At 63.9% G+C, this 23,711-nt stretch carries 23 protein-coding genes and 5 tRNA genes; 16 read left to right on the top strand and 12 right to left on the bottom strand.

The window, feature by feature from the left end; all coding sequences use genetic code 11:
• Positions 1-46: 46 nt before the first annotated feature.
• The 6 genes from CLAM6_RS01635 to CLAM6_RS01610 all read right to left on the bottom strand — a co-directional run bounded on the left by CLAM6_RS01635 (position 47) and on the right by CLAM6_RS01610 (position 1,685).
• Positions 47-123: transfer RNA gene (locus CLAM6_RS01635), tRNA-Asp, on the bottom strand.
• Between the two features lie 4 nt (positions 124-127).
• A tRNA-Val gene (locus CLAM6_RS01630) sits at positions 128-204 on the bottom strand.
• A 49-nt stretch (positions 205-253) separates the two neighbouring features.
• Positions 254-330, bottom strand: a tRNA-Asp gene (locus tag CLAM6_RS01625).
• A gap of 41 nt (positions 331-371) precedes the next feature.
• Positions 372-448: transfer RNA gene (locus tag CLAM6_RS01620), tRNA-Asp, on the bottom strand.
• Positions 449-526: 78 nt separating this feature from the next.
• Positions 527-602, bottom strand: a tRNA-Val gene (locus tag CLAM6_RS01615).
• 216 nt (positions 603-818) lie between these two features.
• Positions 819-1,685, bottom strand: a complete 867-nt coding sequence (locus CLAM6_RS01610; RefSeq protein ID WP_052384482.1) for an alpha/beta family hydrolase — start codon at positions 1,683-1,685, stop codon at positions 819-821.
• A 321-nt stretch (positions 1,686-2,006) separates the two neighbouring features.
• Here CLAM6_RS01610 and CLAM6_RS01605 point away from each other — a divergent pair, with 321 nt between their 5' ends.
• The 4 genes from CLAM6_RS01605 (at position 2,007) to fnr (ending at position 5,453) form a co-directional block, all read left to right on the top strand.
• Positions 2,007-3,497 (top strand): cbb3-type cytochrome c oxidase subunit I, encoded by a 1,491-nt coding sequence (locus tag CLAM6_RS01605; protein WP_043333188.1) that lies wholly within the window; start codon positions 2,007-2,009, stop codon positions 3,495-3,497.
• Entirely contained in the window at positions 3,494-4,111 is a 618-nt protein-coding gene (locus tag CLAM6_RS01600) for a cbb3-type cytochrome c oxidase subunit II (RefSeq protein ID WP_052384483.1), read from the top strand. Before CLAM6_RS01605 ends, CLAM6_RS01600 begins: the two co-directional genes overlap by 4 nt.
• Before the next feature lie 25 nt (positions 4,112-4,136).
• Positions 4,137-4,415: a hypothetical protein gene (locus CLAM6_RS01595; protein ID WP_043333189.1), complete on the top strand. Its 279-nt coding sequence runs from the start codon at positions 4,137-4,139 to the stop codon at positions 4,413-4,415.
• A gap of 288 nt (positions 4,416-4,703) precedes the next feature.
• Positions 4,704-5,453 (top strand): fumarate/nitrate reduction transcriptional regulator Fnr, encoded by a 750-nt coding sequence (fnr, locus tag CLAM6_RS01590; protein WP_043333190.1) that lies wholly within the window; start codon positions 4,704-4,706, stop codon positions 5,451-5,453.
• Positions 5,454-5,678: 225 nt separating this feature from the next.
• On the opposite strand, the gene CLAM6_RS01585 is transcribed toward fnr, so the two are convergent.
• Positions 5,679-8,177, bottom strand: a complete 2,499-nt coding sequence (locus CLAM6_RS01585; RefSeq protein WP_052384484.1) for a fatty acid cis/trans isomerase — start codon at positions 8,175-8,177, stop codon at positions 5,679-5,681.
• Between the two features lie 269 nt (positions 8,178-8,446).
• Between CLAM6_RS01585 and bufA2 the strand changes: the two genes are divergently transcribed.
• The 8 genes from bufA2 (at position 8,447) to CLAM6_RS01545 (ending at position 15,104) form a co-directional block, all read left to right on the top strand.
• Positions 8,447-8,713, top strand: coding sequence for a BufA2 family periplasmic bufferin-type metallophore (gene bufA2 / locus CLAM6_RS01580; protein ID WP_197738697.1), 267 nt, complete (start codon positions 8,447-8,449; stop codon positions 8,711-8,713).
• A 213-nt stretch (positions 8,714-8,926) separates the two neighbouring features.
• Positions 8,927-9,916 carry an MNIO family bufferin maturase gene (gene bufB, locus CLAM6_RS01575; protein WP_052384485.1) on the top strand — a complete coding sequence of 330 codons (990 nt, stop codon included), beginning with the start codon at positions 8,927-8,929 and terminating at the stop codon, positions 9,914-9,916.
• Positions 9,913-10,749, top strand: coding sequence for an HvfC/BufC N-terminal domain-containing protein (locus tag CLAM6_RS01570; RefSeq protein ID WP_043333191.1), 837 nt, complete (start codon positions 9,913-9,915; stop codon positions 10,747-10,749). Before bufB ends, CLAM6_RS01570 begins: the two co-directional genes overlap by 4 nt.
• 120 nt (positions 10,750-10,869) lie before the next feature.
• Positions 10,870-11,808: a pseudouridine synthase gene (locus CLAM6_RS01565; RefSeq protein WP_225347492.1), complete on the top strand. Its 939-nt coding sequence runs from the start codon at positions 10,870-10,872 to the stop codon at positions 11,806-11,808.
• Positions 11,809-12,023: 215 nt separating this feature from the next.
• A complete protein-coding gene (gene tcdA / locus CLAM6_RS01560; RefSeq protein ID WP_043333192.1) occupies positions 12,024-12,908 on the top strand; it encodes a tRNA cyclic N6-threonylcarbamoyladenosine(37) synthase TcdA in 885 nt (294 codons plus the stop codon).
• 73 nt (positions 12,909-12,981) lie between these two features.
• Positions 12,982-13,239: a DUF1653 domain-containing protein gene (locus CLAM6_RS01555; protein WP_225347491.1), complete on the top strand. Its 258-nt coding sequence runs from the start codon at positions 12,982-12,984 to the stop codon at positions 13,237-13,239.
• 221 nt (positions 13,240-13,460) lie between these two features.
• Positions 13,461-13,979, top strand: a complete 519-nt coding sequence (gene purE / locus CLAM6_RS01550; RefSeq protein ID WP_043333193.1) for a 5-(carboxyamino)imidazole ribonucleotide mutase — start codon at positions 13,461-13,463, stop codon at positions 13,977-13,979.
• A 3-nt stretch (positions 13,980-13,982) separates the two neighbouring features.
• Positions 13,983-15,104: a 5-(carboxyamino)imidazole ribonucleotide synthase gene (locus CLAM6_RS01545; protein ID WP_043333194.1), complete on the top strand. Its 1,122-nt coding sequence runs from the start codon at positions 13,983-13,985 to the stop codon at positions 15,102-15,104.
• A gap of 93 nt (positions 15,105-15,197) precedes the next feature.
• On the opposite strand, the gene bfr is transcribed toward CLAM6_RS01545, so the two are convergent.
• On the bottom strand, positions 15,198-15,677 hold the full coding sequence (bfr, locus tag CLAM6_RS01540; protein ID WP_043333195.1) for a bacterioferritin: 480 nt from the start codon (positions 15,675-15,677) through the stop codon (positions 15,198-15,200).
• Here bfr and CLAM6_RS01535 point away from each other — a divergent pair.
• Positions 15,648-15,854 carry a hypothetical protein gene (locus CLAM6_RS01535; protein WP_152965315.1) on the top strand — a complete coding sequence of 69 codons (207 nt, stop codon included), beginning with the start codon at positions 15,648-15,650 and terminating at the stop codon, positions 15,852-15,854. The genes bfr and CLAM6_RS01535 overlap by 30 nt on opposite strands.
• A gap of 231 nt (positions 15,855-16,085) precedes the next feature.
• Here CLAM6_RS01535 and CLAM6_RS01530 read toward each other — a convergent pair whose 3' ends face one another.
• Positions 16,086-16,289 (bottom strand): bacterioferritin-associated ferredoxin, encoded by a 204-nt coding sequence (locus CLAM6_RS01530; protein WP_043333196.1) that lies wholly within the window; start codon positions 16,287-16,289, stop codon positions 16,086-16,088.
• Positions 16,290-16,906: 617 nt separating this feature from the next.
• On the opposite strand from CLAM6_RS01530, the gene CLAM6_RS01525 reads away from it, so the two are divergent.
• Positions 16,907-17,731 (top strand): hypothetical protein, encoded by an 825-nt coding sequence (locus tag CLAM6_RS01525; RefSeq protein WP_043333197.1) that lies wholly within the window; start codon positions 16,907-16,909, stop codon positions 17,729-17,731.
• A 115-nt stretch (positions 17,732-17,846) separates the two neighbouring features.
• Here the strand turns inward: CLAM6_RS01525 and CLAM6_RS01520 are convergent, their stop codons facing one another.
• The 3 genes from CLAM6_RS01520 to lptF are packed head-to-tail and all read right to left on the bottom strand — an operon-like array spanning position 17,847 to position 20,480.
• Positions 17,847-18,311 (bottom strand): RDD family protein, encoded by a 465-nt coding sequence (locus CLAM6_RS01520; protein ID WP_043333199.1) that lies wholly within the window; start codon positions 18,309-18,311, stop codon positions 17,847-17,849.
• A complete protein-coding gene (gene lptG, locus CLAM6_RS01515) occupies positions 18,304-19,386 on the bottom strand; it encodes an LPS export ABC transporter permease LptG (protein WP_043333200.1) in 1,083 nt (360 codons plus the stop codon). Before lptG ends, CLAM6_RS01520 begins: the two co-directional genes overlap by 8 nt.
• Positions 19,386-20,480 (bottom strand): LPS export ABC transporter permease LptF, encoded by a 1,095-nt coding sequence (gene lptF, locus CLAM6_RS01510; RefSeq protein WP_082388186.1) that lies wholly within the window; start codon positions 20,478-20,480, stop codon positions 19,386-19,388. The genes lptG and lptF overlap by 1 nt, the downstream gene beginning before the upstream one ends.
• 412 nt (positions 20,481-20,892) lie before the next feature.
• Here lptF and CLAM6_RS01505 point away from each other — a divergent pair, with 412 nt between their 5' ends.
• The gene (locus tag CLAM6_RS01505) at positions 20,893-22,413 is read left to right on the top strand and encodes a leucyl aminopeptidase (RefSeq protein WP_043333204.1); all 1,521 of its coding nucleotides are present in this window, start codon (positions 20,893-20,895) and stop codon (positions 22,411-22,413) included.
• 145 nt (positions 22,414-22,558) lie between these two features.
• Positions 22,559-23,653 (top strand): branched-chain amino acid aminotransferase, encoded by a 1,095-nt coding sequence (locus CLAM6_RS01500; protein WP_043333205.1) that lies wholly within the window; start codon positions 22,559-22,561, stop codon positions 23,651-23,653.
• Positions 23,654-23,711 lie beyond the last annotated feature (58 nt).

The following is a 23,711-nucleotide window of genomic DNA, read 5'->3' as shown; positions in this document are numbered from 1 at the left end:
AACCCGAGCTCGAAAGCTCGGGTTTCACGAATTCTATGAGATCGAATGGCGGACCGGACGGGACTCGAACCCGCGACCTCCGGCGTGACAGGCCGGCATTCTAACCAACTGAACTACCGGTCCGCATTGGTGGGTGATACTGGATTCGAACCAGTGACCCCAAGCATGTGAAGCTTGTGCTCTAACCAACTGAGCTAATCACCCAACACAAACGATCTTTGCTGCAAGCAGCGGTGATATCTCGCGATTCTGATGGCGGACCGGACGGGACTCGAACCCGCGACCTCCGGCGTGACAGGCCGGCATTCTAACCAACTGAACTACCGGTCCACTTCAGAACAACTCAACATCGGGCGCATGACAAACGAGAATGGCGGACCGGACGGGACTCGAACCCGCGACCTCCGGCGTGACAGGCCGGCATTCTAACCAACTGAACTACCGGTCCACGACAATCGCTTGCTTCTGCTCACGAACCAGGCCATTTAATCAAGTAACGCTTTGAAAAGCAATGACTTTTTTCAAATGGTGGGTGGTACTGGGTTCGAACCAGTGACCCCCAGCTTGTAAGGCTGGTGCTCTACCAACTGAGCTAACCACCCCTGTCTCGTTGGCGCTGCATTCTACGGAATCCGGCCCATGAGTCAATACTTTTTTTGCGCACAATTTCAGCAATCGCCCGCGACAGAGTATTGATAAGACAGGACTTTCCCGCTGCATCTCGCCTGCAGGCCAGTAAACATCAGCGTTGCGTCATCATTCTGACATGCCGCTGTCGCCATCGAAGGCCAGGGTAATGCCCCTCGCATGGTGGCGATTCACTGCCGTTTTCCGCCCAGCGCCGGGTGATTGGCCAAGGCCTGCGCCGCACGCGAAATCAGTCCTTCACGCGTCTCGCCACTCGCTTTTCGTGGCTTGAAATCATGTTCGCCATCATTCAGCCAAAGCAATGTAAGGCTTTCCGGCAACGGATATTCCGTCACTTCCTCGCGAGTTCCGAAGGGATCGCGGCTGCCCTGACAGATCAAGCCGGCCATCGGGATATCCGGCAGATGGTCGATACGCAACTTGTCGGGCTTGCCCGTGGGATGAAACGGATAGCCCAGCGCGTACCACCCGACCGGCAACGGCGCATGCGCCGCCCGGGTCAACTCCACCAGCAGATGGGAGGCCACACGACTGCCCATCGACTTGCCGCCGACCAGCCAGGGCAGCGATCGCAAGGAGTCGACGGCCGCCACACACACCATCAGCGCCTGACACCAGCGCGCCATCTCCTCGATCAGCCCGGGCAGCCGGGGCGGCGGTCGGCGGCGGCTTTCGCAGCGCATCCTGACGAGATAGCCGAAATCGAATGCCAGCCACGCCATGTCCTGCATCAGGCAGGCAGCGCCGAACTGTTGATGGAAGTCGGTCTCACGCCCGGCGCCGGCACCATGCGCATGCAATAGCAGGGCACGCCCCGGTCGTCCATGGATTTCAAGCGGCCCCAGTTCCGCCAACCAGCCTCGCCACGGCCCTCGCGCGGCCAGCGCGTCGTGGGACATGGTCTGGCGAGCAGCAAGCTCCGAGGCGACATCGGCCAGGCTGGCGACACGAAAGCCTTCCTCGGCGTAAGGGCTGGGGACCTCAGCCGTATTGGACGCATTGGCATCTTCGTCCGATGATGAAGTGACGGCGGGCAAGCGAAATTCTCCTGTTGATCTCGTACGGCTCGCGCCAGACAACGCTGGAACCGATGAGGGGTAAACGCTGCATTCCAGCGCGAGGGATGGCCTGTCAGTCGGTCATGGTCGCGCGTGATATCGGTCAGCGCCAGCCCTGCCGCCCTGACAGGGGCGTCGATGACATGACCGCTTCCGCAGCGCCGCTTCCAGCACCGTCACCACCAGCACTGCGCTTTCGCCCACTGCCGACGAGGTCGTGATATGCGTACAGCTCTTGAGGCTTCGGCCTGTCATCCCCGCGTGAACCATCATCATCACGCAAGCCATGATTTTTCTCGCATGGCCGTCATCTGGGGCCTGCTCAGCCTCTGTCTGGCGGTGTGGCTCAACCTCATCTGGCTATGGCCATCACTGGGGCCGGAAGTGGCCTGGCTGAGCTACGGCCGCCTCGCTCCCTTGCAGCACCACCTGCTGCTCTACGGTCTGGGCGGCTCGGCAGTGATCGCCGGCGGCTACTCCATCGCCATGCACAGTGTCCTGCAACGCGAATCACGCACGGACGCCGAGACGGCGATAGCGGATATCGCACTGCCCCCCTTCACGCTCAAGTTGATGCATTTCACCTTCCTCGGCTGGCAGGCCGTGGTCGCGCTCGGCGCACTGGCGATTGTCGCAGGCTACTCCTCGGGCCAATACATGGCCGAAGCGCCCTGGCTCGTCGATCTCCTGATGACCCTCGTCTGGCTGGCCGTGGCGTGGGTCTTCTTCACAGTGCTGGAACAGCGCACGCTGCGCCGCCTGCCGGTGGCCTGCTGGTACTTCATCGCCGGCCTGATGCTGGTGTTGATACAGCATGTGTTGATCTCGCTCAGCGTGCCGATCGGCCTGCTGGAATCGATACCGCTCTTCACGGGCAGCCTCGAGGCACTGATTCAGCGCTGGCAGGCAGGGCCACTCCCCGGCGGCATGTTCGCATTCGGCGTCATTGCCCTGCTCCATCACATGGTGACGAGCCGCTCACGGCTGCCGCTCTACTCGCATCGGCTGGCCGCCACCAGCTTCTGGATGCTGGTGCTGCTGGCGACATGGGGAGGTGCTCCGCTGCTGTTCGCGAGCGCCCTGCCGGCCTGGAGCCAGACGCTGGGCATGGCGATGGGCCTCCTGCTGCTGGCGCCGGGGCTGGCACTCAGCCTCAATGGCCTGATGACACTCAAGGAGGATTGGCACTCATTGCGCCGGGATCCGCTGATCTGCCTGCTGGCGGCAGCTCTGGTCAGTTATGCCCTGGCGGTTCTTGAATACAGCCTGCTGTCACTGCCGACCCTCAATGCCCTGACCTTCAGTGCCGCCAACAGTCTGTCGCCGGCAGCAAGCCTGGGAGTGGTCGCGACAGTCGCCATCGTGATGGCCTATCACCTGCTGCCCCCGATGCGCTCCCTCGCGCTGCTCAAGACTCACGCCCTGCTGGTCATCATCGGCACCCTGCTGTGCGTTGCCGCCAGCTGGGCGACCACGCTGCTTCAAGGCAGCATGTGGCATGTGCTGGCAAATGACGGCAGGCCGCTATACACCTTGAGCGAGGTGCTGGAAGCGGCCCGCATGCCGATGATGATCTCGCTGGGCGGGCTCGCCTGCTGGGCGCTCGGCTTGCTGCTGATGCTCCTCAATGTGACGCGCACCCTGGCTGATCAAAAGAGCGAACGCCAAGCCGCTCATGAGCGTCAGCGCCTGAGCTCCGGCTCGCACAAGGCATCATCAGAACCTGCCATGCACTCTGCGTCCCCCTCTACCACGCCCCCTGCCACATCCTCGGGAGGGCACTACGCATGAGACATGTCCTGCTCGAACGTCACGCCGGCCTGATGACGGCACTATGCCTGCTCACCATGAGCCTCGGCGCCCTCGCCCAGCTGGTGCCGCTCGGGGCTCACCCCAGCCTCGCCAGCGCACCCGAAGACCTCAAACCGCTGAGCGCCCTGGCGCTGGAGGGCCAGCGCATCTACCAACGCGAGGGCTGTCAGCAGTGCCACACACGCATGGTGCGCGATCTACCGGGCGACACGGCGCGCCACGGTGATGCGACGACCGCCCGAGAGCGCTATTACGACCGCCCTTCGCTGTGGGGCGTCGAGCGCTGGGGGACGGATTTGAGCAAGCTGCCTGCGCAGCATGACGATGCCTGGCAGCGCCTGCATCTGCATGACCCGCGCAGTCAGGTGCCGGGCTCAGCGATGCCCGCCTACCCGTGGCTGTTCGAGCGGGCATTGAGCGGTGAAGGCATCGCGGCACGCATGCGAGCCCTGCAAGGCCTGGGCGTGCCCTACGCGGAAGACGAGATTCTCGCCGCCCCCAATGACGTGCGTGGCACTGCCGAAATCACGGCGCTGCTCGCCTACCTGCAGCAGGCCGCCCCCGCGAGCGACATCGCCAGCCGTGGCCCATGACAGGACACCGCTCAGGAGACACGACATGAATCTGCTGGAGACAACTGGACTCCCCCTGTTCTGGAATCTCTGGGTGCTGGCCCTCACGCTGGGCAGCCTGGTGCTGTTCGCCATGCTGGCGCTGGGCAGCCTTTCGCGCGCTGCAAGCGCTGACAGCGACGAGCGCGAAGGCGATGGCCCCATGCAGGAACATCGCATCAACGGCGTACGTCAGCCTGGCACACCAGCACCACGTGCCTGGGGCATACTGGCACTGGCGACGCTGGCCGCCGCACTGATCCTGCTGCTCGGCGCAGCTGGCTGAGGCAGGTCGTCGCGGTATGGTCATGCGGGGCCAACCCGGCCTAAAGTTCACACACCTTGCAACGCCCATGGGTTGGGCAGGATAATGAATTAATAAAATCTAATATTATGGCGCCACGAAATTGCACTGCATTAGCCGATAAGCGCTCAGACTCTGGCCGCTCGATTCAATTCGGCTAGGCAGGGTAGCGGCGGGCGACAAGGCCCCGCCCCACCGTTGTTGCGCCCGAAAGACCCCTCCCGCTGCCCTGCCCCAGGGGTAGCGGTGACATTCCTCAGGAGAGTCACCATGACGGCCAATGCACAGGCATCACACCGCTTGCGCGCCCATGAAGCCCGCTGCCAGACCTGTTCGCTGAGTTCACTGTGCCTGCCACTGGCACTGAACATGGAAGATATCGACCAGTTTGACGCCATCATCCGCCGTCGCGCGCCACTCAGAAAAGGGGAAGTACTCTTCACCCAGGGCGATGCCTTCGATTGCGTCTTCACGGTGCGCTCCGGAAGTCTCAAGCAGATCACCAATGAAAACAGCGGCATGGAGCAGCTGACCGGCTTCTACCTGCCCAGCGAGCTGGCCGGGCTGGATGCCATCGACAGCAATTGCTATCCCGGCACTGCGGTGGCGCTGGAGACCACCACCGTCTGCGAGATTCCCTTCGACCGCCTCAATGCGCTCTCGGAGCAGATGCCGGAACTGAGAACCCAGCTGTTCAAGAGCCTGAGCAAGGAGTTGCACGAAGATCGCCGCATGATGATGCTGCTGTCGCGCAAGACAGCCGATGAGCGACTGGCGAGCTTCCTGGTCAACCTGTCACAGCGCTTCCGTCGTCGTGGCTATTCGCCGTACAGCTTCCGCCTGTCGATGGCACGCGCCGATATCGGCAACTATCTGGGGCTTGCCGTCGAAACCATCAGCCGTATCCTGACCCGCTTCCAGACCCAGGGGCTGGTCGACATTCGTGCCCGCGAGGTGCATATCCTGCATCTGGATGGCCTGATCGAACTGGCCGAAGGCGAGTGTCAGGGCGGTCGCTGATGACGCCTGCTGACAGCACATCACGCAGCGCGACACTGCGCTGATCAGCCGCCAGGGCGCCATTTTGGCACTACACAAGAAGAAGCCCGCCACGCAATGTGCGTGGCGGGCTTCTTCCTTCTGTCAGGCCAGTCGTCATGACAGTCCTGATAACCCTGACAGTTCTGGCAGCCCAGACAGTCCTGACAGCAGGCCTTGCCTCAGCCGCTCAAGCCTTGCTGGCAATCAGCGGTTCTCGAGGCGGTTATAGTCCAGCAGGCCCGCTTCGACAGGGCGATCAGCATAGTTGGTGCGCAGCACGCTGTCGGAAAACTCCCAGAAGCGCGGATCAGTCCGGCGCACCCCGATATCGGCCTGCAGGGCGCGATAGTCCTCTTCGGTCTCGAGTGCCGCCACCCGCTCTGCCAGCCCCGTCAGGGTGTCAGCCGTCAGACGCCAGAAGGCATTCGGGTAATCGCCCGCCACGCCACGCAAGACATCGAGAGTGTCTTGCTCAGGACGGCGATTTACCTCCTCATCGAACAGGCTGGTGATGTTGGCGTGGGCGGAATTGCGCAGCACGCTGTAAAGGCGCGGCGAGTCATCAGTGCCATCCTCCAGCGCAACGATCGTCACCTCCGGCATCAGGCTGGCCGAGACTCCCTGCACCGCAGCGAGGGCCTGCAGCTCATGTCGCACGTGCTCGTCCTCGACATTGCTCAGGCTGCGCTCATGGCCGAGTTCCGGCGCGAGGCGCTCCTGCATGCGCCGCATCAGACCAAGGCGAGCCTGGTTCGGGGATGACAGCTCCTGCGGTGTCCAGACGATGCCACTGGGTGCATCGAACTGCGGCGGCTTCTTGAACAGCAGCTCGACAAGCCCGGGGCTGACGTCGCGATACCAGCTGTCATGCACCGCCTGGCGCTCGCCCGCCGGCAACAGCACCAGCAGGTTGTTCTCGCCTTCCATGCGCAGGAAGTCCATGTACAGACGGGTGACCAGCTGATGGCCGAGATTGCCATAGACATCGAAGCCGGCGACCAGCAGATAGTGGATGCGCTCCAGCATCGGGTAATCGATGATCCAGCCCGTCTTGGGCACGCCACCGACCAACCCCTTCATCACCGCCGCATTGTCGAAGTGGCGATAGATGGTCAGGGCCGCGTTGGGATTGCGCCCCTGGCCGGGGCCGTCGGTCCAGCCGCTGCCGTCCCACAGCACTCGCTCATCCAGGCGCAGATCGCCATCGAGATAGGCCTGGGACATCAGGCGCTGCTTGGCCTTGAGGTAGGCGGTCTGCTTGCGCTCGAACTTGACCCAGGAGCTGATCGGCAACGCATTGCTGCTCTGCTCGGCGGGCAGGCTGAGATTCTTCCCTTCCTCGGCCAGGGTGCGTTCCACTTCCGGGTGGCTGAACATCTTCGGATCGGTGAAGCCGACCCAGAAGTGATCATTGATCACATCCACCGCGACCTGACCGCGACAGACCGGCCCCTTGATGAAGCCCATGATGGTGTTCTGCGACTCATCCAGCATGAAGCGATAGCGTGACTCGGCCGGGATGGCCTCGAAGGTCAGGAAAGGATTCGAGGCCGTCTTGAGGTCGTAATCCGGCAGGTCATCCACCGGGTAATCCGGTGTCAGGAACAGCGCCTGCCAGCGCTTGAAGCGAGCATCATCGAGCGCATAGGGCAGATGATTCTTGGCCAGGATCGTCGCGCGCTCCTGCCACAGACGGTAATAGACCCGCGGGCGTCCGGCGTCATCGTGGGGCAGGCTCGCGCGCTCATCGGCGGTGTAGGAGGCATAGGGTGCATCGTAGGGGCGGCGCGTGGAGATGCGCTTGATCGGCTCGCCCGGCGGGGTGCTGGAACGCACCAGCTTGAAGAAGATCGGCCGTCCATCCGCGCCCTTGATGTCCGGGAAATACACATGGCTCAGGAAGAGATGCTCGTAGATATAGCGATTCATCAGGCGCTGCTTGAGGCTGTCGCCGTTGAAGAAGCGCTCGGCCTGCTCGATGTGCGGCATCAGCGCCTGGGGCAGTGGTGCCGGACCGGTCATCGCGCCACCCTTGGCCAGCCAGTTCACCAGCGTGCGGTGCTCTTCATCGCTGACCTGTGGCAGGGCGTAGGGCATGCCCCAGTCAGGATGGTCTTCGGCGAACTTGTCGTAGCCCTCGACGGGGGCACACACCTGACTGCGATTGAGCGACAGGTCGAAGCGGTCTTCCGGCAGCAGGCCATCTTCCGTCACCGGCAGCGGCGCCTTGCGCTTCTGGCTGAGCGCACGGAACAGCACACTGCCCTCCAGATTGGCGGCCGGAGAGTCGAAGCGCTCATTGAGCACCGGCGAGAAGTCCATGCTGCGCCACTGTTCGGTGGTGTCCGCGTCCTCGAACATGCGCGTCAGATTGGCCGCCAGCAAGCGCGTGCCATCGTAGACCGGCGCCGGATTCATGCCGCGATCGATCCCGGCGGCCGATGACATCTTGAGCTGACAGGGAGCGTCGTAGCAGCCATGACAGACCACGCAGCGCGTCTCGATCACCGGCTTGACCTCATCCTCCCACTGGCGCCCGGCAAGACTGTCGTGTGACACCACCCGCTCACGCGGTGACGCGGGGCCGAAACGCTCATCGAGCTGATGAATCGCGACGGCACTGCAGCCCCCCAACAGTAGAACGAGCACGATGCTCCAGCGCCAGCGCGGTATGCGCCACAGGCGTCGAAGTAGGTCCGGCATGGGGAACTCCAGCAAGAGGAAGGGATATCGGCAATCGGGCAGATGATGGCGAAAGCGTACCATAAGCAGGCTCACTAATTCGGCAAGACTGCCTTTCCAAGCATAGTGAACAATGATGTCAGATTTTTTTGGCGTTTCCGCATCCAACTGTATTTTGACGGCGTATGACTTCATGACCCGCCTGAACGAGCTGTCTGACGCAAGCGGGTGCCACGATGTTCCTGATCCATAATTCAAAAAATACGGGCCCTGCCCGATAGGAAGCCATCATGACCATGAAGAAGACCGTTACTGCTGCCACCTTCGCCGCCGCTGCCGCCGCGCTGTTCTCCACTGCCGCCCTGACCTCGCTGCCGGTGCACGCCGGTGACAATGCCGTGAAGTGCTCCGGCATCAACTCCTGCAAGGGCACCTCCGAATGCGCGACCGCCAACAGCGCCTGCAAGGGCCACAACGCCTGCAAGGGCCAGGGCTGGTCGTACACTGCCAGCGCTGAATCCTGTGTCGGCGAAGGTGGTACTGTCGTCGAGGGCTGATCCTCAGGCACGCAGAGGCGTCTGCCCTGGCAGGCGCCTCTGGCGAATTACCGACGGGAGGACGGCACACCGTCCTCCCGTTCCTGATTCTGGTTCTGGCTCTGGCTCGGTTTCTGTCCGGGAAGCCTGGCGGGTGTCTTTCAGCTCTCCTGACTCGCCCTCTGCCTCGCCCTTTTCCGCACCCTCTGCCTTCGCTCAGAAGAGGACTCACGCATGACGACAGCTGTCACCGCTCGCCTGCCCACGCCCGCCAGCGCCGGCATCGGCCAAGGGCTGGGCCTGCGCCCCGAGTACTATCACGAGATTCTGACGACGCTGCCGGACATCGACTGGTTCGAGGCCATCAGCGAGAACTACATGGGCCACGGCGCCAGAGAATACGGTGGCCTGAGTACTGGTGGCCTGAGTACTGGTGGCCTGAGTACCGGTGGTCTGAGTGCCGGCGGCAAGCCACTTCATCATCTCGAGCGAGTCCGCGAGCACTACCCCATCGCCTTGCATGGCGTCTCACTGTCCATCGGTGGCAGCCACCCCATCGACAGCCGTTACCTGCGCGAGCTGCGCGCCCTGTGCGAGCGCATCGAACCGCTGTGGGTCTCCGACCACCTGTGCTGGACGCGTACCGGCGCGCATCAGTTCCACGACCTGCTGCCGCTGCCTTATACCGATGCCACCATCGACCATCTGGCCGAACGCATCGATCAGGTCCAGAACGCGCTCGGCCGTCAATTATTGCTGGAAAATGTCTCCAGCTATCTGACCTGGCGCCCTGACGAGATGAGCGAATGGGAGTTTCTGGCCGAGGTCAGCCGCCGCGCCGACTGCCTGATCCTGCTCGACCTGAACAACGTCATCGTCTCGAGCCACAACCATGGCTTCGACCCGCTGACCTATCTGGACGCCATGCCGGCAGAGCGCGTCTGGCAGCACCATCTGGCCGGGCATATCCGGCAGGAGGTCTCCGGCGGCGAGCTATGCATCGACACCCATGACCAGCCCGTCCCGGACACCGTGTGGACGCTGTATGACGCCGCGCGGGAGCGCTTCGGCGATGTCGCCACCATGATCGAGCGTGACGACAACTTCCCGCCCTGGTCGGAGTTGATGCAGGAGTACGCCGAGCTGCGCCGCCGCAGTGGTCGTCCGCTGGCGGATGCTGCGCGCGAGAACCAGACGCCAGACCACGGAGGGCTGCGCGCATGACGCAAGCGAGCCCTGCAGGCGGTGCTGATCGCAGCGCCTTGATGCAACTGCAGGAGACCACGGGCGCCTACCTCGCGACACCGAGCCCTGACACCCGCAGCGCGGCGGCCGAGGCCGTCATCAGTGATCAGCTTGCCAGCGCCGAGGAGCGCCTCGACATCTACGCGATGGCCTATCGGCTGCGGCTCTTCGAGGTCTTCGGCGGGGATTTCGAGGCCGTGCACACCCTGATCGGCGATGACGCCTTCGGGCTGCTGTGTCGTGACTACCTCGCGGCCCACCCGCCGAGTCATTATTCGATTCGCTGGGCAGGCCAGCATTTCCCGGCCTTCGTCGCGGCGCGCGAACCCGAGCGCTCCCTGGTCACCGAGATGGCCGCCTTCGAGTGGGCTTTGGGGCTGGCGCTGGATGTGGTGGACAGCACCCCGCTGAGTGTCGAGCCCCTGCAGACGCTGGCCCCCGAGGAGTGGCCCGAGCTGGCCCTGGCAGCGCACCCGTCCCTCAAGCGCTTCTTGTTCCACTTCGATACGCCGGCCATCTGGAAGGCCATCGACAACGATGAGCCACCACGCGCGCCGGTCGAGTCGGACGCGCCCACGCCCTGGATCGTCTGGCGCCAGCCCACCGCTGGCGCGCCCGAGGTGCACTATCGCTCTCTCGAACCGCTGGAAGACCTGGCTCTCGGCGCCATCCTCGCGGCCGGTGCCGAGGGCCTGAGCTTCGGCCGGCTAGGGAAGCTGCTGACGCCGCAGGTGGGGGCAGAGCAAGCCCCGGGTATCGCGGTCAACCTGCTGGTGCAGTGGCTCGCCGCCGGCCTGCTGATCAGGCCCTGACATCAGGCATCCGCGCGCCCAACACCACGCCGGACATGACAGCCAGCGGCGAAAGCCGGACAATACACGCCGACCCTCATTGCGATGGTCGGCTTTCGTCTTCCTGCTGCCGTGATGCCCATGCCCTCTTCTTCTGATGCTCCGCACTCCGAGGCGCCGACGGCGCCTCAGACACCTGCGCCGATGGCGGACGCCACGCCCACGTCTCTCGAGGCCAAGTCTGCTGAGGTGACTGAGCCGGCTGAGCCTGTTGAGCTGACTGAACCCGCCGAGCCACTCGACATCCTGTTCCAGGATGAGGTGCTGGTGGTGGTCCACAAGCCATCGGGCCTGCTGGTGCACCGCAGCCCCATAGACAAGCACGAGACCGAGTTTCTGCTTCAGCGTCTGCGCGACCAGATCGGCCAGCATGTCTTCCCCGTGCATCGCCTCGATCGTCCGACATCAGGGCTGATGGTGTTCGGCCTCTCGCCCCAGGCGGCGCGCAAGCTGAGCACCGCCTTCGAGGAGCAGCAGGTCAGCAAGCGCTATCTGGCGATAGTGCGCGGTGTCGCGCCCGAGCAGCAACGCCTCGATTACGGCCTGCGCAAGGAAGATGGCAAGCTGCCCAAGGCCGAGATGCCGGAGCAGGAAGCCATCACCGACACGCGCCGCCTGGCACAGGTCGAGCTGCCCATCGCCATCGATCGCTACCCGCAGTCGCGCTTCTCGCTGGTCGAGGCCCATCCGCTGACCGGTCGCCGCCACCAGATTCGCCGTCACCTGTCACGCCGTGGCTACCCGATCATCGGCGACGCCAAGCATGGCAAGGGCAACTACAATCGCTACTTCGCCACGACACTGGAATGCCCCCGCCTGCTGCTGGCGGCTGTCGGGCTTGAGCTTCCTCATCCCGAAGGTGGCTGGCTGAGCCTGTCGTGTCCGCCAGAAGGTGCCTACGCGGCACTGATGGAGCGCTTCGGCTGGCTGGGCCATCTGCCCGAACGCTACGCTGAACATCTGGCAGAGCGCCCGACCAGACACTGGCTCGATGCATCCGCCGACGACCCGGCTGACTGAGCGCGTCCCTGCCGACTGCCACCCGTTCCCCCGAGATTCGCGAGCTGCGCATGACCACCTCTTCCGACACCCCGGACTCGACCGACATGAGCCCAGAACAGCAGAGCTCTGAAAATAAAAGCTCTGAAAGCAAAAGCTCTGAAGAACAGAGCCCTGACCGCAAGCCCTCAGGCGAGCCGTCAACCCACGACAGCACGCCCTCCGCCAGCGAACGGATGCTGGAGAGCTTCTTTGCGGCCGGCGCTGCCAGCCAGGCCCCTGCAGAAGACGACTACGACTTCCGCTTCGGTGGCATCCGCCGCCTTTACGGTGCCAGCGCCTTCGCCCACTTCCGCCACGCGCATGTCGCGGTGATCGGGGTCGGCGGTGTCGGCAGCTGGAGCGCCGAGGCACTGGCTCGCTCCGGCATCGGTGAGATGACGCTGATCGATCTCGATGATGTCTGCGTCTCCAACGTCAATCGTCAGCTGCATGCGCTGGATGGCCAGATCGGTCGTCCCAAGGTCGAGGTGCTGGCCGAGCGCTGCCAGCTGATCGCGCCGCAGATGAAGATCCACGCCATCTCGGCCTTCGTCACGCCGGACAACCTCGCCGAGCTGATCCACGACGACCTCGATCACGTCATCGACGCCATCGACAGCGTGCCCGCCAAGACAGCGCTGATCGCCTGGTGCAAGCGGCGCAAGCTGGGCCTGACCGTGACGGGCGGCGCCGGTGGCCAGCTCGACCCGACGCGCATCCAGATCGGTGATCTCGCCCGCACCGAGCAGGACCCGCTGCTGGCGCGCGTTCGCTCACTGCTGCGTCGCGACTACAATTTCAGTCGCAACCTGAAGCGCCGGTTCGATGTCGAGTGCGTCTATTCCGACGAGCAGCTGACCTACCCCGGCGCCGACGGCGAGGTGTGTGCCACCAAGCCCGGCGACAGCGCCACGCGCCTGGATTGCGCTGGCGGCTTCGGCGCGGCTACCTTCGTCACCGGCAGCTTCGGCTTCACCGCCGCTGCCCGCGTGCTGGCGCGCATCGCACGCCGCGGTGCCAAGGCCACGCCTGTCGCTGATGAAACGTCTGTGGCTGATACGCCGAACGCTGCCGACTGATACGCCTGCTTCTCGCTGTTGGCTTCACCGCTTCTTGCTTCTCGCTTTTGGCTTCACCCTCAAGGAAATCGCCATGACTGACCTGCCTGCCATGCCGCCGCTGCCGGAAAATCGTCCCGTGCCGGGCCTCTACCGCCACTACAAGGGCGCGCAGTACGAAGTGATCGGCACCAGTCGCCACAGCGAGACCGAAGAGCTGCTGGTGGTCTATCGTGCTCTTTATGGTGAATGCGGGCTGTGGGTGCGTCCGCTGAGCATGTTCATGGAGAACGTCGAGATCCAGGGCGAGCCGGTGCCACGCTTCGCGCTGATCTCGGCTTGGTCCTGCTGATCCGCGGCCTTGCCGCGCCCACATCCTGACCGACCAGACAGGTACATGCCGCCTGTCGGTCGCGGTGCTATACTGCGCCGCTTGTTTTTCCAGACATACGCATTGAGCCGCTTGCGGGCATGATCTGCCCGCGCGGCTCGGCCACGCCCACACAGCGCACTGCCCGGCACGTCTGGCAGGCACTGTGAGCTGGTTCATACCACGTCAAGAGCGGAGGAAGCATGAGCGCACTGGTTGGTGTCATCATGGGATCAAAATCGGATTGGGCGACCATGTGCCATACGGTCGAAACCCTGGAAGCGCTGGGGATCGAACACGAGGTCAAGGTCGTCTCTGCCCATCGCACGCCCGACCTGCTGTTCGACTATGCCGATACCGCTGCCGAGCGTGGCCTCGAGGTCATCATCGCCGGTGCCGGTGGCGCGGCGCATCTGCCGGGCATGTGTGCCGCCAAGACCTGGCTGCCGGTGCTGGGCGTGCCGGTGCAGTCCAGCATGCTGTCAGGTGTCGATTCCCTGCTCTCCATCGTGCAGATGCCCGCCGGCATCCCCACCGGCACGCTGGCCATCGGCCGCGCCGGCGCCGTGAATGCCGCGCTGCTGGCCGCCAGCCAGCTGGCCAACAAGTACCCGGCCATCCGCACCGCGCTGATCAACTTCCGTGCCGAGCAGACCGACCGTGTGCTCGACAACCCGGACCCGCGCCCCGACGCACCCAGCCTGTCCCACGGAGGCGAGTAAGCCATGAGCCAGCCGTTCCGCTTCGGTATCGTCGGCGGCGGTCAGCTGGGCCGCATGTTGGCTCAGGCCGGCGCCGCCCTGAATGCCCGCTTCACCTTCCTTGATCCTTCGGATTCGCCCTGCGGTCGCGTCCACGGTCATCATCTCTGTGCCGATTGGCAGGATGATGCGGCCCTGACGCAGCTGGTGGCGGCCTCTGATGCCATCACCTTCGAGTTCGAGAACGTGCCGGCGGACGCCGTCGCGCGTCTGGCGGCCGAGCGCCCGACCTTCCCACCGGCTGGCGCACTGGATACCGCGCGTGACCGCTGGAGCGAGAAGTCGCTGTTCATGCGTCTTGGCATCGAGGTGCCGCCGCTGGCGCTGGTCGACAGCCAGGCTGACCTTGAAGCGGGCGTCGCGACCATCGGTCTGCCCGCCGTGCTCAAGACACGCACGCTGGGCTATGACGGCAAGGGCCAGAAAGTGCTGCGCGAGATGGCCGACGTCGCCGACACCTTCGCCGAACTCGGCAGCGTGCCGCTGATCCTGGAAGGCTTCATCGCCTTCGATCACGAAGTCTCGGTGATCGCGGTACGCGGTCGCGATGGCGAGACACGCGCCTGGCCGCTGTCACGCAATGAACATCGCAGCGGCATCCTGCACTGCTCAACGCCGCTCGACTCCCACGGCCTGCAGGCCGAAGCCGAGGCGGCTGCCTTCAAGGTGATGCACGAGCTCGACTATGTCGGCGTGATGGCCTTCGAGTTCTTCGTCGTCAGAAACGACGATGGCAGCGAGCGCCTGCTGGCCAACGAGATCGCACCGCGTGTGCACAACTCGGGTCACTGGAGCATCGAAGGCGCCGTCACCAGCCAGTTCGAGAATCACCTGCGTGCCGTCGCCGGCATGCCGCTGGGCGAGACCACACTGCTCACACCCTGCGCGATGCTCAACATCATCGGCCGCATGCCGGAACGTGACGCCGTGCTCGCCATCCCCGGCGCGCGTCTGCACGACTACGGCAAGGCGCCGCGTGCGGGGCGCAAGATCGGCCACATCACGGTTCTGGCCGCCGACAAGGCGAGCCTCGACGCCCGCATCGCGGCTGTCGAAGCGCTGCTGGTCAATGAACTGGGCAAGTAAGCCGGTTCTGCGCCACTGAAGACAAAACGCCCCCGCTGCCATCGGCAGCGGGGGCGTTTTCGTTTCTGCACGACTCAGCGAGCCGCCACGGAATCAGTCGATCTCGTGGTGGATCTGCTTCTGCAGGTAGAGCTCGATGCCGACCTTCTCGATCAGGCCCAGCTCGGTCTCCAGGTGATCGATGTGCTCTTCCTCGTCGTCGAGGATCTTGCGGAACAGGTCACGCGAGGTGTAATCGCGAACCTGTTCGGCGTAGGCGATCGCTTCCTTCAGATCACCATGTGCCTGGTGCTCCAGCGCCAGATCGCACTCGAGCATTTCCTTGGTGTTCTCGCCGATGCGCAGCTTGCCGAGGTCCTGCAGGTTGGGCAGACCTTCCAGGAACAGGATGCGCTCGATCAGGGTGTCGGCGTGACGCATCTCTTCGATGGACTCGTCGTATTCCCACTTGGCCAGGCGCTTGAGGCCCCAGTCCTTGTACATGCGCGCATGCAGGAAGTACTGATTTATGGCGACCAGTTCGTTGGCCAGTATGGTGTTGAGATGCTCGATGATCTTGGGATCGCCTTTCATGTCGCCATTCCTCTCTTGTCAGGGTTGCTGCTTGCGTCAGGTTCTGTGCTGCGCCTGATGACGGCATGCATCAGCCGCAGCGCGGGCACGTCAGGCGTGCCCTATCGATCAGGTGCGGCAAGTATGGCGCAAAAACATGAATTTTTCGAGACATACCAACAAGTTATCGACTTTTAGGCGCAAATGGGAAGGATTGGTATCCGCGTTGTCATGTGGCGACCGACACCGGATTGCCTGGCGCCCATACGAAAACACCCGCCACCCGGTCTTGAGACCAGATGGCGGGCGTCAGGCAAGCGAGCACTTGCCGGGAGTCGACGAGAACAGATCACGCAGCTGGGCAGCGCGGCGACTGGGCGGCGACTGGAGTGTCAGTCGCCGGCAGGCGAGCCTCGGCTCGAGCCTGCATCACACCGCGTAGGCGAGATCCTCTGCCGGCATCATTTCACGCGCAACCGCTTCGCGAGTGATGGTCTTGGCCATGCAGGCACATTTGCCGCACTGGGTCGCGCAGCCGGTCTGCTCACGGACTTCGCGGAAGCTGCGCGCTCCCTGTTCCACGACTTCGCGGATCTTGTGGTCTGACACACCTTTGCACAGACAGACGTACATGGCTCACCTCGCTCACTCCAAGTGAGACAAATGTAAATGATTCGCAGAAACATGCGCAACACCTGACTGCAAAAAATTCTCATTCACACGTTATATCAAATACTTAGCGAGGCGATTTCTGGCCGGTTTGCGGTTGCGGAACACACGATGTCATAAGCAAGCCATATCAGCCTCACAAAGCGATTGCCGTGGGGAAAGCCAGCACCGTATAAAGAATGATGGCCCGTGGCTGACAGAAAGCTAGGGTTGCGATTTCACACGAGGCCGCTAGTATGTATAACGATTTTTTATGCAATTCGAAAAACAATCGCACCAAAACATAATGAGTCATCGCTAGCCGATCACTCAGGCGGGTCACTCGAACGCAGCCCAGCTCCTCGCTCACGGGAAGCGCCGCGTCACGATGAAGGCAAATGACTGCCACGCCCCGCCAGGCAATCAGGAAAGAACATGAACAGGACACTGCAAGAGATTCCGTCGCTCCGCCTCCTCATGGCCATGACCCGCATCGGCATGCCGATGATGGGCGCCATGCTGAAGCCGTGACCGGCCTGAATCCGTCTGCTGTTGCCCTATCTGCCGATTTCCGAACGCCAATCCGCAAGGAGCCCGATATCATGTCAGTACAACTCGCCACCGCCGATCATCACGCCACGTCCCACCTGCCACTTGATCTGGACGCCGTCCGCGACGCCGGCAGCTGCTTCGGTGACCACCACCGTCTGCCGCTGACCCCGCTGCTGCGCAATCTCTATCGTGAAGCCCGCCGTGAAGGCCTGGTGGATGAGCATTGCAACGCGCGTGAACTGATGAGCCATATCGCTCTGCCCCATGACCACGTGGTCACCCAGGAAATTTCCGACCGTGTCTGGCGCTACAACGTCGGTTACTCCAACACCGGCGAGAGCACGGAACAGGGCGACCTGAGCGCGGCGCTGGACTCCCTCAATGAGCGCACCCTGGATGAGCCGCTGCCGGGCGCCCTGCAGCGCCTGACCGAATCCTGGCTGTACCTGCCGGGCGAGCTGGAAAGCCCGCGCCAAGCCAGCGCCGACGTGCTGTGGCTCGACAAGCAGGGCCGTGCTCGCTACCGCCTGGATCAGGCGCGTCACTGGTTCGCCACCCTGCGCGATGAAGCCGTCGACATCGATGGCTGGCTGGCATGGCGCCTGACGCACCTGCCGCTGACCAGCGCGCCGGTGCTCGATACCGTCAGTGCCTTCACGCGTCTGGCGCGCCTCGATCACGATGGCCAGCGTCCGATCGGTCAGCTGTCCTTCGTGCGCTATCGCGAGGGCGTGCGTCTGGAAGGCATGGGTACCGCGGTGATCGACCTGCCGCGCGAGCTGCCCGAGACGGCGGCACAGGAAGACAGCCTGGTGGTGTCACGCACCAGCGTGGAACGCATCATCACGCGCCTGGATGGCCTGCTGGGCGTCTGATCACGCCCTGCACTCGCGGAAAACACAACGCCCCGCCAGTCATCGACTGGCGGGGCGTTTTTTTATCTGGCTGAGATCACGTCTGGCTGAGGTCACTGTCTTCATGCACGGTGCCTCACTCGCGCCGCAGCTTGGGCACCACCACCACACGAGTGCCGGAGGCGATGTCCTGCCAGCTGCGCTGCTCAGGGTCCCACAGCTGCCAGACGTACCCCAGCCCGCAGGCGCCCAATGACAGCCCGGCAACCACGAAGCGTATCAGGCACTGCTGCAGCGTCGGGACATGACCCTGTGGCGTCTCGATGCGCAGCCGCCAGGCCTGCATGCCCAGCGTCATGCCACTGCGGCTCCAGCAGCCGCCGAAGAAGGCGAACATCGCCACCAGCAACAGACTGCGGAACAGCGGTGACTGATTGGCCTCACCGCCATTGACGGCAACCCCGATGAAACCCAGCACGATCAACAACGCCATCACGAGGAAGGCGTCATAGACCACGCCGCCCAGACGCCGCATCAGGCCCGCAGGGCGCGCACCCTGCGGGTCGAGACGGCGGCGAGAGTGCGGGGCGCCCTTAGCCACTGCGCCGGATCAGCAGCAGGCCGATCACATAACAGGCCAGCATCGGCGCCAGCACCGCCCAGATGGGCGCGAAGCCGAACACCACCGAAGCCGGGGCGAGCAGGTCCTGCAGATACTTGAACAGCAGGCCGACCACGATGCCGTAGAAGACCCGTGTCCCCGCCGCCACCGTGCGCAAGGGCCCGAAGACGAAGGAGGCGGCCACCAGCACCAGCGCCGCCAGCGTCAGCGGCTGCAGAATCTTCTGCCAGAAGTAGAGCAGCGGCTGATTGGCCGACAGCCCCTGGTCCTGCAGGTAGCGGGAATAGCGCCACAAGTCGGAGGCTGACTGCTGCTTGGGGTCGCTGATGACCAGCTTGAGCAGGTCCGGCGTCAGCTGGGTGTCCCACTCGCGGGTCTCCTGCTGAGCCACCGTGGTGGCGCTCGGCTCGCCATTCTGGGACTCGAAGGTGGTGGTCTGCACCGCCTCCAGCGTCCAGCCATCGTCCTGCCAGACGGCGCGCCTGGCGTAGAGCGCCTGGGTCAGATGGCGCTCGTCATCGAAGCGATAGCGGGTGACGTTGAGCACCACATCATCGCTGCGTATCGAGCCGAATCGGTAGTAGTCGTTGCCCTCGCGCTGCCAGCCGCCACCCTCGGCATAGACGGCGCCTGCGCCCTGCTGCTTCTCGGCGCGCCAGGCGTCGGCCTGCAGTTCGGTAACGGGGGCGACATATTCACCGACCGCCATGGTGATGGCGATGACCAGCCCCAGCGGCTTCATCACGCCCCACAGAATGCGCGTCAGTGAACGACCGGCGGCGCGCATGATGGTCAGCTCATTGCTCGAGGCCATGCTGCCCAGCCCGATCAGGGCGCCCAGCAGTACGCCAACCGGCACGAATTCGTAGAAGCGCGATGGCAGACGCATCAGCAGATAGAGGAGTACTTCAAAGGCGCCGTAGTCGCCTTTCACGTCCCCCAGATCATTGATGTAGGTGATCATCAGGTCGAGCCCGAGAATCAGTACCTGCACCACCAGCATGGCCACCAGCACATTGCGGGCGATGTAACGGTCGAGACGATCAAGCAGCATCAGCGGCCACCTCCGCGGTTGTCGCGCCAGCTCAGCCAGATGCCGAGCGCCAGATAGACGCCGTGAATGGGCCACAGGCCGATGGCGGCCGGGTACTTCTCGGATGCGACGGCATTCTGCGCCGCGATCAACAGGCTGAGATAGGTGATGTGCACGAAGATGGCCGGCAGCAGACGCGCGAAACGCCCCTGACGCGGATTGACGCGTGCCAGCGGCAGGCCGATCAGCATCAGGATCGGCACCATCAACGGCAGCGAGATGCGCCACTGCAGCTGGGCCTTGGCCTCCGGGAGATCGGAAGCCCAGAGCTGCGCCGTGGTCGCAAGCTCGATGTCCTCCTTGAGGGCCGCGGCGTCCTGCCCCTCGGTGATGCGCACGCCGTAACGATCAAAGCCCAGTCGCTGGGCGATCGCCTTGCCCGGCTCCACCCCGTAGCGCGTGCCGTCGCTCAACACCAGATAGCGGCTGCCGGTCTCGGGGCTGACTTCCTGGAAGGCACGCTCGGCGCGCACCACCGATTGGCTCGGTTCGCTATCGGGCGTGCTGGCGGCATTGCTGTCACCTGCCTCGGCGATGAAGACGTTTTCCAGCTCGCTGTTGTCATCGCTCATGCTCTCGGCATAGACGGTGCGATTGCCGATCTCCTGGAAGCGTCCCGCGCCGAGAATCGAGAAGTCGGTCTTCTGCTTCTGCTGCTCGAGCAACAGCTCATTCTTGAGTGCGCCGGCAGGCGTCAGATAGAGGCTGCAGGCCGCGACCAGCGCCGTGATCAACAGCGCCGGCAGCAGGGTGACACGCAGCAGGCGCTCCGGGCCGACGCCACAGGCGACCAACACGGTGATCTCGCTGTTCATGTACAGCTGACCGAAGGCCAGCAACACGGCGAGGAAGAAGGACAGCGGCAGCAGCAGTTCAAAGAAACCCGGCAGGTGATAGAGCATCAGGCTGCCGAGTATCGACGCCGGGAAATCCCCCTCCGCCGCATCACTGAAATAGCGGATGAATCGGCTGCCCATGATGACAAGCATCAGCACCCCGGCCACGGCGGCCATGGTGGTGAGTATCTCGCGTGTCAGGTAGCGGAAGATGATCAAGTGGAACTCCTGTTTCCCGCTCGCAAGCGAGCGTGTTGACCAGATCGATGATAGCCGGTGGAGGAATGGTCGTGATCACATGAAGGCATCATCCCCCTCATGCATGGTGCGCAGCCTTTGCGTACACTGGCGGCACGGGTCTGAAGACTGGACGGGAGCGGCTCCCCCTCATGCAGCAGCATTATCCAGAAAGGATGCTGCCTTGTCGCGGCTCCAGGCATTGCACGTGGACAGCCTGACATGATGGACTGCCCTCACTCGTGCATGCCAGCTCAGCTTGTCATGAGCGGTCTGCGCCCCCATCCAGACCATGACCCCGATGTCGCCGCGAGCCGGGCACGCCTGGCCTGACGACATCCTTCATCCTTGTACTGTTCATCTTCGTACCCTCACTCGCGCGCGTGGAGTTGCCATGGAATTTCCTGTAGTCACTGCCAATCCGGCCCAGCTTGAAACCGCCTGCATCGTGGTACCTGTCATCGAGGGCGACCTCACCGGTGCTGCGGCACGACTCGACGATGCCAGCGAGAAGCTGATTTCCCAGCTGATCGAGCGCGGCGACTTCAAGCCCGAGCTCGGCAATACCCTGCTGGTGCCCTTCGCTCCGGGCCTCGGCGCTCAGCGCCTGCTGCTGGCCGGTTTCGGCAGTGAGGAAAAGCTCGACGAAAGCCGTTACAAGCGTGGCCTCGACGCCGCCATGACCGCTCTGCTCAAGCTGCCCATCGAAGACGCGGCCTTCGCTGGCCTCGAGCTGAATCTCGAGCTGCGCGAGGCTGACTGGATGGCGCGCATGATCGCCGAGAGCGCGCTGCGCACTGCCTATCGCTTCACCGAGATGAAGAGCAAGCCGGGCGAGCCCGTCTCTCTGACCCGCCTGAGCGTGGTTAGTGCCGACAAGCAGCGTCAGGCCGAACTGGAAGCCGGCCTGCGCGTCGGTGCCGCCATCGGCATGGGCGTCAATGAAGCGCGCACGCTGGGCAATCTGCCGGGCAACATCTGCACGCCGCGCTACCTCGGCGAGCGTGCCGAGCAACTGGGTGCTGCCTCCGATGGCGCCCTGAAAGTGACCGTGCTCGGCGAGGAAGAGCTCGAGGAGCTCGGCGCCCTGTCCCTGCTGTCGGTCGGCCGCGGCAGTGAAGAGCCGAGCCGCCTGATCGTGATGGAATACCGCGGCGCGGAAGACGAGAACGAAGCCCCGCACGTGCTGGTCGGCAAGGGCATCACCTTCGATACCGGCGGCATCTCGCTCAAGCCGGGCGCCGGCATGGACGAGATGAAGTACGACATGGGCGGCGCGGCCAGCGTGTTCGGCACCATGCGCACCGTGCTGGAACTCAAGCCCAAGCTCAACGTGGTGGCCATCGTGGCCAGCGCCGAGAACATGCCGGACGGCCGCGCTACCAAGCCGGGCGACATCATCAAGACCCTGAAGGGCCTGACCGTCGAAGTCCTCAACACCGACGCCGAAGGCCGTCTGGTGCTGTGTGATGCGCTGACCTACGCCGAGCGCTTCGAGCCGGCCAGCGTCGTCGACATCGCCACCCTGACCGGCGCCTGCGTCATCGCGCTGGGCAATCACGCCACCGGTCTGATCTCCAACGATGATGACCTGGCGCTCGACCTGCTCGACGCCGGCGAAGAAGCCTGGGACCGCGCCTGGCACATGCCGCTGTGGGACGAGTATCAGACGCAGCTGGATTCCAACTTCGCCGACATCGCCAACATCGGCGGTCGCGAAGCCGGCATGATCACCGCAGGTTGCTTCCTGTCCCGCTTCGCGGACACATTCCCGTGGGCGCATCTGGACATCGCCGGCACCGCCTGGATGTCCGGCAAGCAGAAAGGCGCCAGCGGCCGCCCGGTGGGCCTTCTGACCCAATACCTGCTGGATCGCGAAGCGGAACTCAGCGCCCCGCAGGAAGAGACCGTCTGAGGCTTCGCATGCTCTCGATAGCGTGCTAGCGTTGAGACACGCGGGTCGCGACGCCACTCGGCACCGCTGACCCGAGAGGTCCTATAAAAATGATTCGACCCCCGGCGTTCCGCGTCGGGGGTCTCGCTGCTACGGAGACACCCACGTGACCAAAGGCTTCGACGTCCGCGCGTCCACGCAACCGGCGGATGCTGCCGTTCGTGACACCATTCTGGCCAATCCCGGCTTCGGCCGTCACTTCAGCGATCACATGGCCCATGTACGCTGGACCGCCGACGGCGGCTGGCACGGCCATGAAGTCCGCCCCTACGGCCCGCTGAGCCTCGACCCCGCCGCCTCGGTACTGCACTACGCCCAGGAAATCTTCGAAGGCATCAAGGCCTACCGTCATGAAGACGGCTCGGTGTGGACCTTCCGCCCCGAGAAGAACGCCGCACGTTTCCGCAACTCCGCCCGCCGTCTGGCACTGCCGGAGCTGTCCGACGAGGACTTCGTCGGCTCGCTCAAGGCCCTGCTCGCGCAGGACAGCGCCTGGGTGCCGACTCCGGCCAGCGTCAGTGACGAATGCAGCCTCTATCTGCGCCCGTTCATGATCGCCAGTGAAGCCTTCCTCGGCGTGCGTCCGTCGCGTGAAGTCGATTACTACGTGATCGCCTCACCGGTGGCGGCCTACTTCAAGGGCGGCATCAAGCCGGTCTCCATCTGGCTGTCCTCGCACTACAACCGTGCGGCCGCCGGCGGTACCGGTTTCGCCAAGTGCGGCGGCAACTACGCGGGCTCACTGGCCGCGCAGAGCGAAGCTTCCGCCAATGGCTGTGACCAGGTCGTGTTCCTGGACGCCGCCGAGAACAAGTGGGTCGAGGAATTGGGCGGCATGAACCTGTTCTTCGTCTTCAAGGACGGCCGTCTGGTCACGCCGCGCCTGACCGGCACCATTCTGGAAGGTGTCACCCGTGACTCCATCCTGACCATGGCGACCGATCTGGGCCTGACGCCGGAAGAGCGCCCTATCAGCATCGACGAGTGGCGTGAAGGCATCGCCTCCGGCGAGATCACCGAGGTGTTCGCCTGCGGTACCGCTGCCGTCATCACGCCGGTGGGCGAGCTGGTCAGTGAAGAAGGCCGCCTCGACCTGACCGCCAACGCCGGTGATGTCGCCATGCGTCTGCGCAGCCAGCTGCTGGATCTGCAATACGGTCGCGCCGAAGACACGCGTGGCTGGATGACGCGCCTGGCATAGGTGGCTGAAATAAGTGCTCTGGTATCAGTGCACGGGAACAAGCCCTCGAGCCTGCCCC

It is taken from the genome of Cobetia sp. AM6 (assembly GCF_009617955.1).
Lineage (GTDB): Bacteria > Pseudomonadota > Gammaproteobacteria > Pseudomonadales > Halomonadaceae > Cobetia > Cobetia amphilecti.
Note: the sequence above shows the minus strand (reverse complement) of the source record. Positions and strands in the feature narration are given on the sequence as shown.

What these genes read in the sequence shown, in the direction of transcription:
- CLAM6_RS01605 (WP_043333188.1), top strand. Translation starts at nt 2,007, where the DNA reads ATGGCCGTCATCTGGGGCCTGCTCAGCCTCTGTCTGGCGGTGTGGCTC.
- CLAM6_RS01530 (WP_043333196.1), bottom strand. Translation starts at nt 16,289, where the DNA reads ATGTACGTCTGTCTGTGCAAAGGTGTGTCAGACCACAAGATCCGCGAA.
- CLAM6_RS01600 (WP_052384483.1), top strand. Translation starts at nt 3,494, where the DNA reads ATGAGACATGTCCTGCTCGAACGTCACGCCGGCCTGATGACGGCACTA.
- lptG (WP_043333200.1), bottom strand. Translation starts at nt 19,386, where the DNA reads ATGCTGCTTGATCGTCTCGACCGTTACATCGCCCGCAATGTGCTGGTG.
- fnr (WP_043333190.1), top strand. Translation starts at nt 4,704, where the DNA reads ATGACGGCCAATGCACAGGCATCACACCGCTTGCGCGCCCATGAAGCC.
- tcdA (WP_043333192.1), top strand. Translation starts at nt 12,024, where the DNA reads ATGCTGGAGAGCTTCTTTGCGGCCGGCGCTGCCAGCCAGGCCCCTGCA.
- CLAM6_RS01585 (WP_052384484.1), bottom strand. Translation starts at nt 8,177, where the DNA reads ATGCCGGACCTACTTCGACGCCTGTGGCGCATACCGCGCTGGCGCTGG.
- CLAM6_RS01545 (WP_043333194.1), top strand. Translation starts at nt 13,983, where the DNA reads ATGAGCCAGCCGTTCCGCTTCGGTATCGTCGGCGGCGGTCAGCTGGGC.
- bfr (WP_043333195.1), bottom strand. Translation starts at nt 15,677, where the DNA reads ATGAAAGGCGATCCCAAGATCATCGAGCATCTCAACACCATACTGGCC.
- CLAM6_RS01535 (WP_152965315.1), top strand. Translation starts at nt 15,648, where the DNA reads ATGCTCGATGATCTTGGGATCGCCTTTCATGTCGCCATTCCTCTCTTG.
- CLAM6_RS01555 (WP_225347491.1), top strand. Translation starts at nt 12,982, where the DNA reads ATGACTGACCTGCCTGCCATGCCGCCGCTGCCGGAAAATCGTCCCGTG.
- bufA2 (WP_197738697.1), top strand. Translation starts at nt 8,447, where the DNA reads ATGACCATGAAGAAGACCGTTACTGCTGCCACCTTCGCCGCCGCTGCC.
- CLAM6_RS01525 (WP_043333197.1), top strand. Translation starts at nt 16,907, where the DNA reads ATGTCAGTACAACTCGCCACCGCCGATCATCACGCCACGTCCCACCTG.
- CLAM6_RS01565 (WP_225347492.1), top strand. Translation starts at nt 10,870, where the DNA reads ATGCCCTCTTCTTCTGATGCTCCGCACTCCGAGGCGCCGACGGCGCCT.
- CLAM6_RS01505 (WP_043333204.1), top strand. Translation starts at nt 20,893, where the DNA reads ATGGAATTTCCTGTAGTCACTGCCAATCCGGCCCAGCTTGAAACCGCC.
- CLAM6_RS01595 (WP_043333189.1), top strand. Translation starts at nt 4,137, where the DNA reads ATGAATCTGCTGGAGACAACTGGACTCCCCCTGTTCTGGAATCTCTGG.
- purE (WP_043333193.1), top strand. Translation starts at nt 13,461, where the DNA reads ATGAGCGCACTGGTTGGTGTCATCATGGGATCAAAATCGGATTGGGCG.
- CLAM6_RS01570 (WP_043333191.1), top strand. Translation starts at nt 9,913, where the DNA reads ATGACGCAAGCGAGCCCTGCAGGCGGTGCTGATCGCAGCGCCTTGATG.
- bufB (WP_052384485.1), top strand. Translation starts at nt 8,927, where the DNA reads ATGACGACAGCTGTCACCGCTCGCCTGCCCACGCCCGCCAGCGCCGGC.